Below are 16559 nucleotides of genomic sequence, written 5' to 3' on the forward strand. Positions count from 1 at the left end.
TTAAACCATAACCATCATTACTATTGAAATAATGTTCAATAACTTGTTTTTTAAAATCGAATGTATATTTTTTTGCCATAATTTTATTCCCAAAAGTAGATTTAAACAATCCAACTTTTGGGGGGCAGTTCAAAAGCGAATTCCCTTTGCAATCCGACGCTTTGGCTACAGAATGTGGCCTACGGCTGCCCTCCGCCTTCGCTCGGTCTTGACGCACCGGCGGACAAATTTGTCTGGAACAAATTTGAACACCTGAGCATATCGAAGGTGGCCTCGAAGAGGCGAGTATCAGGATGATACGAGTAGCGTAACCGAAGGCCACATTCTGCAGCCAAAGCGCGGGATTGCTAAGGGAATTCGCTCTAATTCCCTTAGCTCGGACGTGGTCACTATAGATATTTTATTCACCCAAGACCAAAACGTCCGAAACCTTGCCGTACTATAAATAGATCACAAATTTAAACCGCCACAGCGTAATCACTAGAATTGCCAGCCGCGCTTTTAGCGTCGACGGCGGAGGGAGGCGCGATTGTGGCTTCGCCGCAACAGCGCAACCCTAAGGAAAAATGCCCCAACTTACGCGGGGGCTTTATTCTTTGTTAGATTATCCTCTATCTGCACCATAACCGCCCCCGCAGCCCAAGGATTAAGGACTAAGAAATAAAAGCTAAGGTGCAGAACAAAGGCCATAATGGTAGTACCTGGCACTGTTGCTGTTAACGGCGCCGTTCGCCGCGTCGACAATGAAGAAGCCATCGCTACCTGATGCGTCGCTCGTCCAGTAGTCGTAGAAGGAGAAGCCCACATCATACTCGTCCATGAGGCCCCACTCCGTGAAAAACCCAGCACCTATGTGACGCTGGAAATAATTATTAGATGAAGATGGTAAGGCACCAGAAATAGAAGGACTATCTGTTTTGACTGCATTGGTTAAATCCTTTACTTTTGGCAAACGATAACCCAAACTTCTACACCAAAAGGATTGGTTAGACTGACTATCGCTTACATTATCCCGATGGACGAACCACTGCTGTAACACAAATCCATACCTCAACTCATCACCTTGACTATCCCTACCGACCAACTCAAATGTCTGTGGCAAAGATGGTACATCTAGAAGACTAGGATTACTTGAAATTATCTGAGTACTATCAGCGCTAGGACCGCTTAACTTAACTCGTGCGACAACATTTCTTCTCTCAATACTAGGAATCCATATATCACTAGGTCTAACGTTTGTCACGGTAGCGGTTATACTACTACCATTCGTGACAACAGACCACGTCAACTGACTTGCATCGATTCCACCTATGTCCAAATCAAAATATAATCCATCAGCACCTGTTGTCGGAAAGTTTCGGTTATAAGATGATGGACTTGTTGACTGAACTAAAAAACCCTTATAAGGGTTCCATATGTTAGCTGGGCCTGCGTGATTGCCTATGACATAACCATCAAGATTTGGCCTTGCGTAACAAATACGAGGAACATTGTCATACGGATTGATATAATAATCCACCTCAGATCCACTAAAACTACTACTCCTTGGCACCCCATACTGGGTAGTTAAACTTCCCCCTGTACTCATTAAATTTACCCGATAAGGAGCATCACAAATACTTAATGCATCACTACGACTTACTGTTCGACCATTCTTATTCCTAATCCATACCGATATACTCCCTGTAGCAGTAATACCACTTGTACCCTGTCCATCCCCATCATCATCCCCCCAATAATTATATCGAGTGATTAAATCACTTAAATCAACTGAACTAGCCGATGACGGGACTATCATATCTATATCATCCAGAGTATTCCCTGCATAAGGCAATCTTATTGGATTTGATACACTTGATGTATTAGTAGACGGCGTGATGACTTGGCCATCCTGCAACCTTATAGACAACAAACTATCCGTTGATGTGGTCCTTGTTCGACCACCGTCAAACGTTAAATACGGCGCAGTACCTTCAATAGTTTGTGATGTATAAACCGATAATGCCTGTACACTAAACGAAGAAAGTAATAACAAAGGTGTCAACCTCAGAGAAAATACTAATAATTTCGCTAAATTCAGCGGTAAAAATAAAACTCGTGAGGAATCTTGATAACTACAACTTTGATAACCCAAAAGATACACTGAGGAATTGCAATACATACCAACCGACCTGTTAAGTGAATTTTTTATAGAAATTTTAGGATTGTTTGTCCGCTCAACAACCAGGACTTTTGTCCCAGTTTGAAAAATTATATTCTTCCCAAAAATAAAGGACTAGCTTTTTTTGTTGATTTTTGTAAAGTTTTATTAATGAGGTGGTGTCTTGGAAACGTTTTGGGCAGAGATTTTGTTTAAAAACAACCAAATAAAAAATTAAATAAAATCAATACCTTTTCTAACCAATTTTTGATGAAAAATAATGCCTTTTTGTTTTGGCGGATGGAATAGGTTGGCTGTAGCTATTTTGAATATCTAAATCACAAATGTCCAAAGCCAGTATCCCCAAACTCAATCCTCAATAAAAAATGTCATAAAAACTATTTATTTTATTCAAGTTTTTATTTGGTTATTTTTAAACCTAGCAACCCACTGTTAATTAAACGCAATTTGCTTAAAGCCCGTCACCTTTGTTGGCGGATTAGTTTCGGCGATTTGTTCAATGCGGCTGATGATTTGAATTAGTTTGTCGCCATAATTTGGATCAGTGGCATAATGTGCCGCTTGTAGAGCTTTAGCTGCCGTTCTGGCATCTGGTGCATTGACGACAGCACGATAACGAGGGCTTTGGGTTAATAAATGGATATAGTCAGTCAGTGCATGTTGTTTGCTATTATAGACTCTAAAATCATCTTCGATTTTAATCATTTTATTATTCAAAAATTCTTGCGTGATTAACCGTGTAGAATCCCCACTCCACGATGCGGTTGCTTTGATACCAAAATAGTTATGGCTTGATTGGTTATTTGCGGTTTTGATCTGTTTTTGCCCCCAGCCTGTTTCTAATGCGGCTTGTGCAATAATAACTTCATAAGGAATGCCAGAATTTTTTGCCGCCTGTTTGGCGGGCTCTAGCCAGTCTTTTACAAATTTAATAATGTGTTCGTCTTTATCGGCTTTTGTTGGTGTTTTTAGTGATAATTCATGCGTAGGGCTAGTTTGCTTGGTAGTTTGAGTTTCTTTATGACTACGATAAAGCATTTGCCCCAACGCTTGGGGGGTGATGTTCGATGAGTTATCACTAAATAAAGATTGCGCTAAACGAAGATGTTGCTGGGTGTTACTTGCATTCGATTGTAAATTCACCTTTGTCGATGGCGATTCATTATGAGTTAATTGTTTGGTAATGATGTCGGCTAATCCAAATCCTTTTCCCGCAGCTTGTTGGGCAATTTGTTGATCAAACATTGAAGTAAACAGCTGTGTGGCAGATTGGCTAAATAAGCCGCTTTCAGGCACTGCTTTACGCATGGATTGCATCATCATGTTGATAAACAGTGATTCAAATTGCTTAGCCACTTGTTTAACACTTTCTGATGAGCCATTTATTACACTGCGTTTTAGTTGGTTTAGCCCAGATAAATCATAAGCAAAACGGTTAATTGATTGACCAATTGTATTATTCATAAGCCATATTCTTTAAATTGTTTCAAGCGTTGCGTGTAAACAACCTGCCGATTTTAGTGCTTCAAGAATCGACATTAATTCGGTCGGGTTTGCACCTAATAAGTTGAGTGAATTAATGACATGATTTAAGTCTGTTCCTGCCGCCAAATTGTGTAATGCACCACCACTTTGCTCAATGCCGATTTCTGTTTCAGGTGTTACCACAGTTGCACCACCCGCAAGTGGAGTGTTGGGTTGGCTTACGTTGAGTTTGTTGTTCACTACAACAGATAAATTGCCATGGGCTACCGAACAGTTATCAAGCTGTACTTTTTGATTCATGACAACAACGCCTGTTCGCGTATTGATGACTACTTTGGCAGAAATTGGCGTGCTGCCTATTTCTAAATTTTGTATTTTAGACAAAAACTGTACACGTGCTTGGCTTTCTTTGGGCATTTTTATAGACACTGTTGTGCCATCTAGGGCGACTGCGCTATTTTTTTGTAATCGGTTAATTGCATCTGTTATTTTTAGAGCTCGGGTAAAGTCAAATTGGTTAAGATGTAGGTGAATAGTATCTTGCTCATCTAAACGAGTGGCTAATTCACGTTCAATCGTTGCACCATTAGGTATAGTTGCGCCTGCTGTTTGGTTAACACTGACACTGCTTCCTTTGCTACTTGCCCCCATTCCCCCTACAAAAAGGTTGCCTTGGGCAATGGCATATACTTGATTGTCGGCGCCTTTTAGTGGTGTCATGATTAATGTGCCACCACGCAGACTTTTAGCATTACCGAGCGAAGACACTACAACATCAATTTGTTGTCCAACTCGTGAATAAGACGGCAATTTTGCCGTGACCATGACCGCTGCAACATTTTTTAATTGCATGTTGCTGCCCGATGGTACGGTAATACCTAATTGAGATAGCATGTTAGTGATACTTTGAATAGTAAAAGGGGTCTGTGATGTTTGATCACCAGTACCATCTAGTCCGACAACAATACCGTAACCGACTAGCGCGTTTTCCCTTACGCCTTGAATGGTAACTAAATCACGAATGCGTTCAGCATAGCTTGCTGGGACGATTAATATCATCATAAAGATAAAACAAACAAAAATACGCAACTTTTTTAGCATAATGATACTCATTAAAAAGGGGACAGATTTAAAAATAGTCGTTGTAGCCAGCCCATCGTTTGTGCTTCATCGATATACCCATTACCAACATATTCAATACGTGCATCAGCAACTTGAGTCGAGATAACAGTATTATTGCCGTTAATGGTTCTTGGATTAACAATACCAGAAAAGCGAATAAATTCGGTGCCTTGATTAATGGCTATCTGCTTTTCACCAATAACCTTTAAATTGCCGTTGATCATGACATCTTGAACGGTGACGGTGATGGTGCCATTAAAGGTGTTTTTTGCATTAGCACCTCCAGACCCTTTAAAGTCATTGCCGCCAGACATTTCGGTATTAGCTTTGCCCCTTCCGACTAAGCCATCTAAAAATTTAGGCACTGTTTTTACACCTAAATTGACCGAACCATTTCGTCCTGCATTAACTGATGAGCTTTTACTTGCGCTGACGTTTTCTTGTAAAACGATAGTTAATACATCACCAATATTACGCGGGCGACGATCTTCAAACATTGGCTGATAGCCAAAACTCGTGGGCCGAGCAGCCTGATAAATTGATCCGCTAGTGTTCACAATTTCAGGCATTTGCGGAACAATACTCGTTTGCCCATCAACCAATGCTTTTTTGGGTAATTGAGCACAACCAATTAGGCACAATGCAATGAGAATATAAAAATATTTCAATATGCTTATCATGTTGTTAACTTTAGAGTTGATTTAAGCGTTGTAGCATTTGATCGGATGCTGAGATCGCTTTGCTGTTAATTTCGTAAGCACGTTGTACTTGAATCATATTTACCAACTCTTCAGCAACATTAACATTAGAGGTTTCGGTATAGCCTTGATATAACAAACCTGCTCCATTTAACCCCGGAGTGTTTTCGGTTGGTGAGCCTGAGCTTTCAGTTTCTAAATAAAGATTTTCGCCCATGCTTTCAAGACCTGTTTCATTAATGAAAGTATGTAATGTTAATTGACCAACTTGTACTTGAGCTGATTGGTTGGCTAGGGTTACATTAACGATACCATCACGCGCAACCGTCATTTTGATAGCATTGGCTGGAATATTGATTGTTGGCTGTATTTCATATCCAGATGCGGTAACAAGTTGACCATTTTGGTTAACCTGAAATGCACCACTACGAGTATAAGCTTGCGTGCCATCGGGTAGTAGCACTTGGAAAAAACCTTGTCCATTAATAGCTATATCACTGCTGTTATCGGTTAATTCTAAATTCCCTTGGCTGTGAACCCGCTCTGTTGCAACAGGACGCACGCCAGTACCAATTTGTAATCCAGACGGTAATGTTGTTTGTTCTGAAGACTGAGCGCCGGGTTGGCGAATGGTTTGATATAATAAGTCTTCAAATACTGCTCGTTGTCGTTTAAAACCGCTGGTGCTGACATTAGCTAAATTATTAGAGATGATATCCATATTCATTTGTTGTGCCGTTAATCCCGTTTTGGCAATCCATAATGATTTAATCATTGTTATTCCTTTTTATGAAAGTGATAAAATTTGATTCGCTTTTTGTGCATTTTCGTCAGCAGTGATAATTTGTTTCATCTGCATTTCAAATTGACGAGAATGGCTAATTAAATCCACCATCGCTGTAACGGGGTTAACATTACTGCCCTCTAATACACCCGACATGAGTTTTGCTTTTGGGTTATCTTCTAATGTTGCACCTCGTGCATTACGAGCTTCTTCAGTTAATTGAAAAAAACCGTTATCTCCACGTATTACTTCATGACGCTCAAGATGTACTTTTTTGATTTTTCCCACTTGAGCAATAGTGGTTGGTTTATCACCTGCTCCCAACGCTGAGAGAGTACCATCACTACTTACACTCACTTTAGATTGTTGAGGAACCGTTAAAATACCATTGTCACCAATTAATGGATAACCTTGCACATTGAGTCCACCGTTTGCATCAATCTGGATTGCACCATTGCGAGTATAAGCTTCACTGCCGTCGGCTAATTGTACCGCTAGCCAATGATCTTCTTCTAAAGCGACATCCATATTCCGTCCAGTATAATTAAATGCCCCCATAGTCGAATCAAAAGTTGGGGTTGTTGCAGCAACCATCGTTCGTGTCGCCATACCATTGCCAACAATCGGTACCGCTTTCATTGCAGTTAACTGTGCTCGAAATCCCGAAGTCGATACATTAGCTAAATTATGTGTTGTTATCGATTGCTGATTGAGCGTTTGCCTCGCAGCCGACATAGCCGTATAAATAACCCTATCCATAAATAACCCTTAAATTAACGCAAATTAACTAACGTATTTAGGATCTGATCCTGTGTTTTGATTGTTTGTGAATTAGATTGGTAATTACGCTGAGCAACAATCATATTTACTAATTCTTGACTCATATCAACATTTGACGATTCAAGCGCACCACTGGCTAATGAACCAAATGTACCTGAATTCGCAACCCCCAAGACTTCACCGCCCGATTTGATGGTTGATCGCCAATTGTTGTTACCTGCTGATTCTAATCCGTTAACATTGGCAAAATCTGCCATAGCAATTTGACCTAATAACATGGTTTGTTGATTTGAATAAACACCATAAATTGAGCCGTCGTCATTAATGCTGTAACCAATTAAATCACCCGGTGCATAGCCATCAACTATTGGTGTTTTAATGCTGCCCATTTCTTTACCCATATTTTGTTGTGAGCTGTTCGCCAAGGATAAAGTGAAGGTGTTATCTGCAGATCCATTTAACCCGTTAATGTTAATAGTCATTTCAGGATCACTAATTAATTTTCCTGATGAGTCGAACTCCATTTGGCCAATTGTTTGTAAACTGCCATTAGGGTCACTACTATCAAGACAATGGACATCCCATTGGTTATCAGCCGTTTTTACATAAAAAAGCTGAACATTACGTTGATTACCTAAGGAGTCATAAGTTGTAATCGTTGTAGAATAATTAAATGTGTCAGCATCAAGAGCATTGACGGGTTGTTTTGTTGGTACTTTGCTATTTGAATTTAAATTGGTTTGCAAAGTGGCTTTTGTCGTTGCTGAAGCATTCAACATTTCTTGTGAAATTTTTAGTGGCCCCGGCGCTGCACCTTGTTGTACTTGGGGCGGTGTTCCAGTTGCAAGGTATCCTGTCAGTTGTAGTCCATCTGCCGAAATAATATTTCGTTCAGCATCTAATTGAAATTGTCCATTACGGGTATAGTAAATTTGTCCACTACTATCTACTAAACGGAAAAAACCATTACCAGAAATTGCGACATCTAAACTGTTGTTAGTTGTTGTGGTTATGCCATCATTGAAATTTTGCATCACGCTAGCGACTTTTACGCCCATTCCTACTTTTGAACCGGCATACATATCGGCAAATGAGATACTTGCGCTTTTAAACCCTACGGTTGCGGAATTAGCGATATTATTACCAATGACATCTAATTGTTTTGATGCCGCATTCATGCCACTTACTGCTTGAGAAAATCCCATGTGAACTTTATCTCCTCTAAAGAATTTGACGCACTTCGTCAATACTAATTGAACCGAGTATTCCTAAATCTAGTAATACTTTATTATTAACTTTGCTATTGATAACACCATATACCACTGAATAAGATAATGATGTTGATGATACTTTTTGCCCGTCGTAACTGGCATTAACTGAAAAAGTATAGCTGCCATCTGGTGCGAGTGTGCCATCGGTGAGCATGCCGTCCCATGTGAAAGAGCTTACCCCTGCTGGGATCGCGCCTAAATCAACTTCGCGGACCACATTGCCACTTTTGTCTTGGATAGTGATAACCACTGAATCAGCATCACGAACTAATTCAAATCCAAATGGGGTTGTGACGGTTTCTTTTTCAGTATCTGCCCCATCATGCTCCGTAGTTGCTACTAAAATTTTGTTACCCGGTACCATGACCCCTTTACCAATCATGTTGCTGGCATTAACTGATAAGCTGTCATCGATCTGTCCTGAAACCATTCCTAAGGTGGTATTAAGTCGCTCTATACCAGCTAAAGTATTAATTTGTGCTAGTTGTGATGTTAACTGGCTATTATCCATTGGGTTAGTCGGATCTTGATTTTTCATCTGGGCGATAAGTAGTGTTAAGAAGTTATCTTGTAACTCTTTGCTCGAATTGCCATCCGATGAGCTTTTTTGAATTGCTTGCGCACTTTTTACTCCAGATGATTGTGAAACAGCAACATTAGCTATACCCATAAGTTATCCCTTTTTATTGCCCTAATGTGAGAGTTTTTAACATTAAATTTTTTGCCGTATTAATCACTTCGACATTTGCTTGATAACTACGTGATGCTGAAATGGTGTTCACCATTTCAGCAACTACATCGACATTAGGCTTTTGAATATAGCCTTTTGCATCGGCCAAAGGATGATTAGGTTCATAAACTAAATTCATTGGTGCAGGATCTTCAATCACTTGCGAAACTTTAACGCCAACCACTTGATTTGAATACCCATTATCATCAACCTGAAAAACCACTTGCTTAGCACGATAAGCCTCACCTGAAGTGCTTGTAATACTATCCGCATTGGCTAAATTACTGGCACTGACATTCATACGTTGGGTTTGCGCCATTAACGCTGACCCCGAAATGGCTAAAATAGAAAAACTCATTATTATTATCCTTGCTGTAATACCGACATTACATTTTTAAATTGCTCACCTAAAAAGGTTAAATTGCTTTGGTAATGAATGCTATTATCAATAAATGAGGTACGCTCTTGATCCATTTCGACTGTATTACCATCAGCCGACGCTTGATAAGGAATACGATAAAGTATATTTTGATTAGGTGCGATTGGAGCTTTTATCTGGATATGGTTATTTGAGGTAGTATTCAATCTAACATGATTGATGGTAGCCTGATTATTAAGCGCTTTGCTTAACTCAGCATTAAAATCAATATCTCGAGCCTGATAATTAGGCGTATCGCTGTTTGCAATATTTGCCGCTAATATATTTTGTCGCATTTCACGTATATTTAATGCTTGCTGGTGAAAATTAACCCATGTATCCAATTTATCAAACATAAAATCGTCTCACTTTTTTTTGATAATTAGGATTTTAAGCGAATCAAAAAAAAGTCATTGAGAAAATAACGATAAAAATTGCCCTTATTTCAAGATTCATTTCATGTAATCATAAAGTAAAATCAGTTTATGAATAATTCCAAATAAGTAGACATGATTAAAATTGCAAAATTAATACTGGCCATTTTTATGCTTTTTAGCTGGAATATAGGTTTAGCTAATCCACTTGATAAGCAGATAAATAATTTAATATCTCAAAAATTTAACTATAAAGTCGATGATGTTGTAATTACTTATCCTACCGCTAAACCTAAATTAGATTGCAATACACCAGTGCTTTCGTTATTGAATAAAAAAAAGCAATGGGGCAACATGACGATTAGTGCGCAATGTGATAATAAGAAAAAATTTATCCAAATTCATGTTGCTGTTATAGGTAACTATATTGTGGCCAAGCAAACAATACATGCTGGAACGGTAATCAATAAAGATGACATACGCATTCAATCTGGTCGGCTAGATAAAATATCTTCTGCAGTTGTTGTCAATGAAGTTGATGCTCTTAATCATATTGCTTTACGAAATATCAATCAGGATGAGCCAATAAGAACAACAATGCTTCAAAACAATTGGCTGGTAAAAGCAGGACAAATAATTAAAGTAATAATTCGTGGTGGGGGTTATGAGGTAGCGACTAGTGGAAAAACACTTGGCAATGCCGCATTAAACGAGAAGATTAGAGTCAAACTAAATTCTAACAAAATTGTTGAAGGTACGTTGACTCACCAAGGAGTCATAATTTTCAATAAATAATATTAATGATTTTTTTATTATTGCCGATAATAAGACTAAGCAAAACACTTAAATCTTAAATTTGATTAAAGGTATTTTATGAGTATAGATGCAACAAAATCCGTTAGAACCATATCAAGACTACTTAACTGTGATGTAGTCAATGAACAACAAAAAAATCCGACTGCATCTGTACACACCAAAAACAGTGCCAATGTGAGTGCTAACGTGAGTATAACCCAAAATTCAATGGATCTTTTACATTCAACTGATAAAGATATTGATGTGGAAAAAATTGAAAAAATAAAACAAGCCATTACCAATGGTACATTGGCTATTGATACCAATAAAATTGCAGATAAATTAATTAAGCAATTGCTACAACATATTTGAAGATAAGTCAGAATTACAGGAATACAAAAATGTTAGAACTCAATAACATCCTAAACAAAATAACAGAAATGTTACAAACACTGTCAGAAATTCTGCAAACAGAGCAAAAGATATTAGTTGAAAATAGTCTAACAAGTCAGTTAAGTGAAATTATTAATAAAAAAAGTCAGTTATTAATTCAATTAAAGTTACTGGATGACAACCGCATAAAGTTAAGTAAAAAATTTAATGTTCAACCACCTTATAAAGAGAATCCAACAATTGCGGCACATTGGCTATCAATCACTGATACAACAAAACTATTATCAAAAATAAATCGTGATAACGGATTAATTATTCAAAATCGTATGAATATAACCCAGCAATCGATCAATTACCTTAAAGGTATAAATAACCCTACTGTTTATACCAATAATGGCTATCAACAAACCGATGTTATCTCGTCAAAACGAGCTAAAGTTTAAAGAGAATTGATATTTGTTGACTGTAAAGCTGATAAATACCCCAAAAATGCCCTCTTATTAAGCCAATAACTCGTTAGTAATTAGTTCATACTGTTAGCATTGTAAATATTAATCAAACTATGCAGTTTTATTTAATTTCATCATGGCTGACGATAATGATCTAGATAAAAGCGAACATCCCACCGATAGCAAAATAAAAAAGGCTAAAGAAAAGGGGCAGATCCCTCGATCTCGAGAATTAACTTCGTTGTTAATCTTGTTAATAGGTATAACTTTATTTGAGTTTTTGGGTTCACACTTAGTTAACCAGTTAATCGCAGTCATAAGAACAGCAATAACAGTTTCGCATAAAACAAGTGACGATAAATTACTCGTTTTTAATTTAGTTGACTTGTTAACCAAGGGTTTTTGGTCAATAGTCCCAATTTTTTTGGGTTTGGTTATTGTTGCTATATTCGCGCCACTTTGTGTAGGTGGTTTACTATTTAGCTTTCAATCAATTAAGCCAAATTTTAAAAAACTAAATCCTGTATCTGGATTTGGCAGAATATTTAGTACTAAAGTTTTTTCTGAATTGTTAAAAAGTATACTTAAAGTGATGTTGATTGCTATGACTTCAACATGGTTTTTAATGCACCATTTCCCTAATATGCTTTCGTTACCACATATGTATTTTAATAATGCTTTAGCTAAAGCAATACAGTTAGTCATTCTTTGTGGAATGCTAAGCGTTATATCGTTAATACCTATGGTGGGATTTGATATTTTTTATCAAATTTGGAGTAATTTAAAAAAATTAAAAATGTCAAAACAAGAGATCAAAGATGAATTTAAAGAGCAAGAGGGAAACCCGCAAATTAAAGGGCGAATTCGCCAAATGCAACAAGCGATCGCTAGACGAAGAATGATGAAAGATGTTACTAAAGCCAATGTTATTGTTACTAATCCAACTCATTATGCCGTTGCATTGCAATATGATGAAAAAACAATGATGGCACCAAAGTTATTGGCAAAAGGTACTGACAAACTTGCACTGCGCATTAAAGAAATTGCTAGTGAACATAACATTCCCCAATTAGAAGCACCTCCTCTTGCACGAGCTTTATATCGCCACGGCGAAATAGGCGAAACAATTCCAACCGAACTATATGCCGCTGTTGCTCAAATCTTAGCTTGGGTATATCAATTAAAACATTGGCATAAATATGGTGGAAATAAACCAGTAAAACCTAATAATTTACCCGTACCAGAGTCACTATCCGTAAATAAATAAAGGCAATAACTAATCTTATGATTAAATCTAAACTACTTAATTTATTATCAATTAATACATTAAAAAATGGCCACTATCAGATATTAGCTGGACCAATGCTCATTTTATTGATTCTTTCAATGATGGTATTACCTTTGCCAGCATTTATTTTGGATCTGTTTTTTACATTTAATATTGCTTTATCAATTATTATATTAATTGTGGCATTATTTACTAAACGAGTGCTTGATTTTGCGGCATTTCCAACCGTTTTATTATTTGCAACTTTATTAAGGTTATCATTAAACGTTGCCTCTACACGAGTTGTTTTATTAAAAGGGCACACAGGTAGCGCTGCTGCTGGACGGGTGATTGAAGCTTTTGGGCACTTTTTAGTTGGCGGTAATTTTGCTATTGGTATTGTAGTATTTATTATTTTGGTCATTATTAACTTTATGGTTATCACCAAAGGTGCAGGCAGGATAGCCGAAGTAGGAGCACGCTTTGCATTAGATGGCATGCCAGGTAAACAAATGGCAATCGATGCCGATCTTAATGCAGGTTTAATTGGTGAAGATGAGGCCAAAGCTCGTCGTACAGAAGTCACTCAAGAAGCTGACTTTTATGGTTCGATGGATGGTGCCAGTAAATTTGTGCGTGGAGATGCAATTGCCGGATTACTTATCATGGCAATTACCATTGTTGGTGGTTTATTGGTAGGAGTTATGCAACATGATATGGCTCTTTCCGATGCGAGTAAAACCTATGTGTTGCTAACTATTGGCGATGGATTAGTTGCACAAATACCATCACTGATTATTTCAACGGCAGCAGGGGTTATTGTGACTCGAGTCACATCACAAGACAATGTCAGTGAGCAGATGCTCAAGCAGCTATTTAATAATCCACAAGTTTTGATTTTAACCGCTGTCGTAATTGGTTTACTTGGACTCATTCCGGGCATGCCAAATTTAGTATTTTTACTGTTCACAGCTTTTTTATCTATTATTGCTTGGTGGCTAACTAAACAGAAAAAAACAGAACAGACAGCCACGCCCAAACAAGCTAATGTACAAGCAACCACGCCGACCAATATAGAAGCGACATGGTCTGATGTTAATATTGAAGATACATTAGCAATGGAAGTTGGTTATGGATTAATTCCAATGGTCGATCAAACTCAAAACGGTGAGTTGTTAGGTCGAATCCGTAGTTTACGTAAAAAATTTGCTCAAACACTGGGTTTTTTACCCCCACAGGTGCATATAAGAGACAATCTTTCGTTAGCACCTTATCAATATAAAATATTTATCAAAGGTGGCGAAATAGGCAATGGGGAAATTGTTAATAACAAATGGTTAGCCATTAATCCGGGTAATGTAACAGAAACCATTGAGGGTATTGCAACGACTGAACCCGCTTTTGGATTGCCTGCAATTTGGATAGATGAAAACGATAAAGAAAATGCACAAATATTGGGATATACCGTTGTAGACACAAGTACTATGATCGCTACTCATTTTAATCATTTACTACAACAATTTGCTGGCGATTTGTTAGGGCGCTTAGAAACCCAAGAACTTCTCGACAGAATAAAACAAGATATCCCTAAATTAGTGGAAGACTTTATTCCTGGTGTTGTAACATTAACTACTTTTCATAAAATTTTACAAAATCTGATCGCCGAAAAAGTATCAATTCGAGATATGCGAACCATCATTGAAACAATCTGCGAGCATGCACCAACCCAAAATGACGCTTATCAATTACTAAGTATAGTTAGAATAGCATTAGGCAGAGTGATTACACAGCAATGGTTTCCGGGCTATGCTCCAATTAATGTCATAGGGTTAAATATCAATTTAGAACGTTTGTTATTACAAGCGCTGCAAAATACCAGTAATTTTGAACCGGGACTTGCCGAACACATTATTGAACAAATTAGACAAGCCATTAATCAACAAGATGCCATCGGCGCTCCACCAGTATTATTAGTGAATCATGCATTAAGACCGATGTTATCGCAATTTTTAAGACCGAGCTTTCCTCAATTAGTGGTGCTATCGAATTTAGAAATTACCGATAATCGAGAGATAAAAGTGAGCACGCAAATTGGTGCCCAATAGTTCCTTATTGGAAAAGAGCATATTGCACTTTACCCAATTTTACCCTTTTTTTGATTCTATTTTAATATCAATAATAATCAATATGTTAAAATCATCCTCAAAAAAAGGGTTAGAAATTTAAAAATCGGGAACTGTTGCGGTTTGGCTTAGTCCATAGCTATTAAAGTTGCCTTGTACTGGCTCTCGGCATTTTTCTTGTTTTATCCACAAAATAAATTTTTGCCCTGTACTTTTACTATGCAAATGAAAATGTGGATATTGCAAATGAACGCTTCCCCACTTTTCAATCATTTTATTTTTTACTTCAGGCGTCCATTTTCCTTGTGCTGTTAATCGTTGTTCGGCACGCCTTAATGCACTCTGACCTTTCGGATTAACACGACTAAACCGTAAATAGCCTTTTATCGTCGTTGGTACTATAGTGATAGGCATCAATAAAGCATAATCACTAATTGTCGATTTTTGCTGTATATCTGCTTTAAGGTTTTGCAGTTCCTGCTCGGAGCCCAATAGGCGAATCACTCCGCCTAATGTTTGGTGCACTCTGTAACAAGGAAAGCTAATTGCGATATTGCCTTGGTGATTGACCAAAATTTGGTGTAATGATTGCATCACTTGATTCATTACATCCACTTCGGTTATCTCAATTTGCGAAATCGCTCGCAACTCTAAATAGTGTGAGTGCATCTTATTTACTCCTTACCGCTGGCCCCAAATACACCACCACGAATTAATACCGCAATCACATAATGTTGCTGATCAAGCGCTGGTTTTTCACCTTTTAAAACCCAATTATCAAATAGGGTATAAAAGTCTGATTTCTGTTTTGGTTGGCGGAAAGCATGCCCCATTGAAGTGACCGAGCCATACGGTTCTATCGCTATTGGAAATTGTGCATTATCTTCATACCAAGTATCGATGGTTCGAATTGCATTACTGATTTTTTGTGAATGCATGGCGGCTTGTTGGTTCTTCTCATACAATACTTTACTTTTAGTTTTGCCAGTATCTAGGATTAATTCTTGTGATGGATAGACTTCTTGACCTAAGCCCATTTTCAGTTTGGCTTCAACGTTAAAAATCACAAACTCTTTACCGGATAATCCAGCTTCAATCAGTTTAGCAAGATCATTTACCGATTTATCGTCATAATCAAATACATTAAGCTGATATTGTTTAACATCGCTGACTTCAATGAATGGTTTTTTATCATCTTTTCGAGTAACTGAAAGGCTAATGTGCTCCGCGGTCATACGGTTACGCCATAACCAACGACCATTTAAGATATTAATGGCATAACGCTTAGCCAAGTTAAGCATTCCTTGCGTTTGAATATAATCCTGCGTTGTTTTTTCTAGTTCTTTTTGATATTCGATATCATTACACACGGAAGGTTTACCTAAAAATGGCAACACTTTACAGCTCCATGTCACGACCAAAGTATCTTTATCGGCATCTAACGCAGCAACATCAACTGTTTGTAAATTTGGCTTTTGTATTTCAGCATCTAATTTGGTTGGATCGTTTGCAACTGCATTTTTAAGGCGATTTGAAATAGTGCCTCGGACTGATTTTTCAGTGACTGTAACAGGAGATAATTTATTGGAATCCCTATTATCTTGCTGTGCAAAAATCGCATCAGAAATATCAAAACTACGTTCAAAAGCAAGTACGCTGGCGGTGGTGATTTTATCTTTACTCATAATGTATTCCTTATCCTATAATTT

General features: G+C 37.7%; 17 protein-coding genes. 5 read left to right on the plus strand and 12 right to left on the minus strand.

What is annotated here, in order from left to right; genetic code table 11:
• Positions 1-667 precede the first annotated feature (667 nt).
• From GQ598_RS02055 to flgB, 10 genes are all read right to left on the minus strand, one after another.
• Positions 668-2035, minus strand: a complete 1368-nt coding sequence (locus GQ598_RS02055; protein WP_160402139.1) for a hypothetical protein — start codon at positions 2033-2035, stop codon at positions 668-670.
• Positions 2036-2593: 558 nt separating this feature from the next.
• Entirely contained in the window at positions 2594-3625 is a 1032-nt protein-coding gene (gene flgJ, locus GQ598_RS02060; RefSeq protein ID WP_160402140.1) for a flagellar assembly peptidoglycan hydrolase FlgJ, read from the minus strand.
• A gap of 12 nt (positions 3626-3637) precedes the next feature.
• Positions 3638-4708 carry a flagellar basal body P-ring protein FlgI gene (locus GQ598_RS02065; RefSeq protein WP_370516518.1) on the minus strand — a complete coding sequence of 357 codons (1071 nt, stop codon included), beginning with the start codon at positions 4706-4708 and terminating at the stop codon, positions 3638-3640.
• Positions 4709-4758: 50 nt separating this feature from the next.
• The gene (locus GQ598_RS02070) at positions 4759-5448 is read right to left on the minus strand and encodes a flagellar basal body L-ring protein FlgH (RefSeq protein ID WP_160402142.1); all 690 of its coding nucleotides are present in this window, start codon (positions 5446-5448) and stop codon (positions 4759-4761) included.
• A 10-nt stretch (positions 5449-5458) separates the two neighbouring features.
• Positions 5459-6241 carry a flagellar basal-body rod protein FlgG gene (gene flgG / locus GQ598_RS02075; protein WP_091347929.1) on the minus strand — a complete coding sequence of 261 codons (783 nt, stop codon included), beginning with the start codon at positions 6239-6241 and terminating at the stop codon, positions 5459-5461.
• A gap of 12 nt (positions 6242-6253) precedes the next feature.
• On the minus strand, positions 6254-7009 hold the full coding sequence (locus GQ598_RS02080; RefSeq protein WP_160402143.1) for a flagellar basal body rod protein FlgF: 756 nt from the start codon (positions 7007-7009) through the stop codon (positions 6254-6256).
• A 14-nt stretch (positions 7010-7023) separates the two neighbouring features.
• A complete protein-coding gene (gene flgE / locus GQ598_RS02085) occupies positions 7024-8235 on the minus strand; it encodes a flagellar hook protein FlgE (protein WP_160402144.1) in 1212 nt (403 codons plus the stop codon).
• A gap of 16 nt (positions 8236-8251) precedes the next feature.
• Positions 8252-8971 (minus strand): flagellar hook assembly protein FlgD, encoded by a 720-nt coding sequence (gene flgD, locus GQ598_RS02090; RefSeq protein WP_160402145.1) that lies wholly within the window; start codon positions 8969-8971, stop codon positions 8252-8254.
• A gap of 13 nt (positions 8972-8984) precedes the next feature.
• Positions 8985-9392, minus strand: a complete 408-nt coding sequence (gene flgC / locus GQ598_RS02095; protein ID WP_160402207.1) for a flagellar basal body rod protein FlgC — start codon at positions 9390-9392, stop codon at positions 8985-8987.
• Positions 9393-9394: 2 nt separating this feature from the next.
• On the minus strand, positions 9395-9805 hold the full coding sequence (gene flgB / locus GQ598_RS02100) for a flagellar basal body rod protein FlgB (RefSeq protein ID WP_160402146.1): 411 nt from the start codon (positions 9803-9805) through the stop codon (positions 9395-9397).
• A gap of 153 nt (positions 9806-9958) precedes the next feature.
• Here flgB and flgA point away from each other — a divergent pair, with 153 nt between their 5' ends.
• The 5 genes from flgA (at position 9959) to flhA (ending at position 14832) form a co-directional block, all read left to right on the plus strand.
• Positions 9959-10618: a flagellar basal body P-ring formation chaperone FlgA gene (gene flgA, locus GQ598_RS02105; protein ID WP_160402147.1), complete on the plus strand. Its 660-nt coding sequence runs from the start codon at positions 9959-9961 to the stop codon at positions 10616-10618.
• Positions 10619-10696: 78 nt separating this feature from the next.
• Complete coding sequence (flgM, locus tag GQ598_RS02110; RefSeq protein WP_160402148.1) at positions 10697-10990, plus strand: flagellar biosynthesis anti-sigma factor FlgM; 294 nt, start codon at positions 10697-10699, stop codon at positions 10988-10990.
• A 29-nt stretch (positions 10991-11019) separates the two neighbouring features.
• A complete protein-coding gene (locus GQ598_RS02115; RefSeq protein ID WP_160402149.1) occupies positions 11020-11454 on the plus strand; it encodes a flagella synthesis protein FlgN in 435 nt (144 codons plus the stop codon).
• A 142-nt stretch (positions 11455-11596) separates the two neighbouring features.
• Positions 11597-12727 carry a flagellar biosynthesis protein FlhB gene (gene flhB, locus GQ598_RS02120; RefSeq protein ID WP_160402150.1) on the plus strand — a complete coding sequence of 377 codons (1131 nt, stop codon included), beginning with the start codon at positions 11597-11599 and terminating at the stop codon, positions 12725-12727.
• Between the two features lie 17 nt (positions 12728-12744).
• On the plus strand, positions 12745-14832 hold the full coding sequence (gene flhA, locus GQ598_RS02125) for a flagellar biosynthesis protein FlhA (protein ID WP_160402151.1): 2088 nt from the start codon (positions 12745-12747) through the stop codon (positions 14830-14832).
• A 117-nt stretch (positions 14833-14949) separates the two neighbouring features.
• Here the strand turns inward: flhA and cas6f are convergent, their stop codons facing one another.
• The gene (cas6f, locus tag GQ598_RS02130) at positions 14950-15519 is read right to left on the minus strand and encodes a type I-F CRISPR-associated endoribonuclease Cas6/Csy4 (protein ID WP_160402152.1); all 570 of its coding nucleotides are present in this window, start codon (positions 15517-15519) and stop codon (positions 14950-14952) included.
• A gap of 5 nt (positions 15520-15524) precedes the next feature.
• Positions 15525-16535 (minus strand): type I-F CRISPR-associated protein Csy3, encoded by a 1011-nt coding sequence (csy3, locus tag GQ598_RS02135; protein WP_160402153.1) that lies wholly within the window; start codon positions 16533-16535, stop codon positions 15525-15527.
• Positions 16536-16559 lie beyond the last annotated feature (24 nt).

The organism is Gilliamella sp. Pas-s95, assembly GCF_009795795.1.
Classification (GTDB): Bacteria; Pseudomonadota; Gammaproteobacteria; order Enterobacterales; family Orbaceae; genus Gilliamella; species Gilliamella bombicola.